The sequence below is a fragment of the Catenibacterium sp. CAG:290 genome (genome assembly GCF_000437715.1).
In the GTDB taxonomy this organism is placed as follows: Bacteria; Bacillota_I; Bacilli_A; order Erysipelotrichales; family Coprobacillaceae; genus Catenibacterium; species Catenibacterium mitsuoka_A.
In genome coordinates this window covers 3,691-6,744 of record NZ_FR898869.1, presented here as the reverse complement: position 1 = coordinate 6,744, position 3,054 = coordinate 3,691, and the positions used below count along the sequence as shown (strand labels likewise).

The window sequence follows — 3,054 nt, the reverse complement described above, 5'->3', positions numbered from 1 at the left end:
TGGAGTCTTGATCTTCCACAAACTGCAAGATTAGATATTGAAGGAAAACATCTTCTGATTACTCATGGGCAGTTTTTTGGTTATTTTGATCGTGAAAAGAAAATGCTGGACTTTTTGAAGAAATATAATGGAGATGTTTTAATCTCAGGACATACACATATGCCTCTTGTAAAAGAGAAAAATGGTTTATGGCTTATTAATCCTGGCTCTACTTCATGGCCACGTGGTGGCAGCAAAAGATCTTATGCAGTGATGACTATTGATGGTACAAATGTAGATGTTAGAATTAAAACATTGGAATAATGATACAATTTATTAAATGGGATTGACTTTTTATATCTTCCTATTATAATGGGCATGTAAAGTCAAATATAAAGATAGAGGAAGCGATGCATCAGAGTAGTATGAGGAGTCGGCAGACTAAGAATCATATGAAAGGTAATCATCGCCGAAAGAAGATAAGCGGCAGCTTATAGTCTTGGGGATTCAGGAAATACCTGTCTCACTCCTTCATGATGAAGAGGCGTTATCTAATCGTTAAAAGCTATATGATAACGTATAGCTTTTTTTCTATTTTTATATAGAAAGGGGAATAAATATGAAAAAGACTTTAATTACGCTTGCAACAGCAGCGCTTGTATTATCAGGATGTGGATCATCTACTAAGGATGACAACACTTTTACAGTAGGGATGGAAGCAGCTTACCAGCCATTTAACTGGCAGACTTCTAAGAAAACAGATACTGCAGTACAGTTAGATGGCGGTGCAGGTTATGCAGATGGATATGATGTTGTCGTTGCCAGCAAAATTGCTAAAAAATTAGGAAAGAAACTTGTAGTAAAGAAGATTGCATGGGATGGTTTACAGCCAGCTGTAGAATCTGGTGAAATTGATGCAATTATCGCAGGTATGACTGCTGATAAGAAACGTGAAAAGGGATTAGATTTCACTACACCTTATTATCAGAGTGAGATGGTTATGATCGTAAGAAAGAATAGTGCCATGACTTCATTCAATGATATCCAGCAGTTCTCAGGCTATAAGGTAACAGGTCAGAAGAATACTAACTATGATACAATCATTGATCAGATTAATGGTGTAAAACATCAGACACCTAAATCAACTTACCCAGAATTAGTTGTAGCTTTACAGCAGGGTGATACAGATGGTATTACTGCAGAATTACCAGTTGCAAATGGTATCGTACAGGCTAACCCAGATTTATCAATCGTTAAGTTTGCAGATGGCCATAACTTTAATGTAGATACTGCAGTATCAATTGGATTAAAGAATAATACACGTAAGACTGCTGAATTCAAGAAGATTCAGAAGGCTTTAGATTCTATTTCACAAGAAGAAAGATTAAAAATCATGGAAGATGCTGTTAAGAGAGCACCTACTGAAAAATAGGAGATAAAATGAAAATAGATTTTCAATATGCATGGAGTCAGTTAATTAATAACTGGCCTCTATTCTGGTATGGTATTAAGATGACAATCGCTTTTGCGGTTGTTGGTACATTAGCTGGTTTAATTATTGGTTTAATTATTGGTGCCATTCGTTGTGTACCATTAGATCCACTAGATAAACCAGTGACAAGATTCTTTAAACGTTTAGGACGTTTTATCACAGGCTTTTATGTATGGGTATTCCGTGGAACACCTATGATGGTTCAGGCCGTATTCCTTTATTACTTATTCAAACCAGTATTACATTGGAATAACTTTACAGCTGGTATGGTAATTATCTCAGTGAATACAGCTGCTTATATGGCTGAAATCATTCGTAGTGGGATTCAATCTATTGATCCAGGACAGATGGAAGCAGCTAAGTCTTTAGGTATGACAAATACTCAGACTATGATTTCTATCATCTTCCCACAGGCTATTAAAAATACATTCCCATCACTTGGTAACCAGTTTATCGTTAATATTAAGGATAGCTGTATGTTAAATGCGATTTCAGTTGTTGAATTATTCTTCCAGGCACAATCAGTGGCTGGTACTAATATGAGATATATTGAAGTATATCTTGTTGTTGCACTTATTTATTTAACTCTTACAACAGTTGCAACATTTGTACTTAATTACATTGAAAAGAGAATCAATAAGACAAACACAGTCACTATTAAGGATAACTGTGCTTAAGGAGGAAAGAAATGGATACAGTAATTGAAATTAAACATTTAGAAAAACATTTTGGTGACCTCCGTGTTCTTAACGATATTGATTTCACTATCGAACGTGGTAAGGTAGTTACTATTATTGGTTCAAGTGGTTCTGGAAAAAGTACATTACTAAGATGTATCAACCTTCTTGAAGTACCTGATGCAGGAGAAATTCTATTCAATGGTCAAAATATCCTTAAAGGTGATTTAGATGCTTCTACATATCGTAGTAAAGTAGGCATGGTATTCCAGAACTTTAACTTATTTAGTAATAAGACAGTTTTAGAAAACTGTATGATTGGACAGATCAAAGTATTAAAGAAATCTAAAGAAGAAGCCCGCGCTGAAGCAATGAAACAGTTAAAAGCTGTTGGTATGGATAAATTTGCAGATGCTTCTAGTACAAAGCTTTCTGGTGGTCAGAAACAGCGTGTTGCGATTGCAAGAGCTTTATGTATGAAACCAGAAGTACTTCTATTTGATGAACCTACAAGTGCCTTAGATCCTGAAATGGTAGGGGATGTATTAGATGTTATGAAGGAACTTGCGAAAGAAGGTTTAACAATGGCTGTCGTAACTCATGAAATGCAGTTTGCTAGAGAAGTCAGTGATGTTGTATGTTTTATGGATCAGGGCGTTATTGCTGAAATGGGTACTCCTGAAGAAGTATTTGAACATCCTAAAACAGAACGTGCTAAACAGTTCTTATCACGTTATTCTAATAGATAAAATATTGACTCAAGAGATAGCATAAAAGCTGTCTCTTTTTCTTATATAAAAAAACTGGTAATGACGGTTCTTTACCAGTTAGATGCAAAATAAAAACCTCGGATAAACCGAGGTAATTAACAGATGGCGTCCACGAGGGGATTCGAACCCATGACCG

At 35.5% G+C, this 3,054-nt stretch carries 4 protein-coding genes and 1 riboswitch; all 4 genes read left to right on the top strand.

Annotated features, from left to right (window positions below; all coding sequences use genetic code 11):
* A partial coding sequence (locus QVO42_RS09735; protein ID WP_288164349.1) for a metallophosphoesterase family protein occupies positions 1-303 on the top strand: 303 nt, incomplete at its 5' end.
* 67 nt (positions 304-370) lie between these two features.
* Positions 371-537, top strand: a riboswitch (Lysine riboswitch).
* A gap of 61 nt (positions 538-598) precedes the next feature.
* Complete coding sequence (locus tag QVO42_RS09730) at positions 599-1,411, top strand: transporter substrate-binding domain-containing protein (protein WP_022425916.1); 813 nt, start codon at positions 599-601, stop codon at positions 1,409-1,411.
* Between the two features lie 8 nt (positions 1,412-1,419).
* On the top strand, positions 1,420-2,148 hold the full coding sequence (locus QVO42_RS09725) for an amino acid ABC transporter permease (RefSeq protein ID WP_022425915.1): 729 nt from the start codon (positions 1,420-1,422) through the stop codon (positions 2,146-2,148).
* A gap of 11 nt (positions 2,149-2,159) precedes the next feature.
* A complete protein-coding gene (locus QVO42_RS09720) occupies positions 2,160-2,897 on the top strand; it encodes an amino acid ABC transporter ATP-binding protein (RefSeq protein ID WP_022425914.1) in 738 nt (245 codons plus the stop codon).
* The last annotated feature ends 157 nt before the right edge of the window (positions 2,898-3,054 follow it).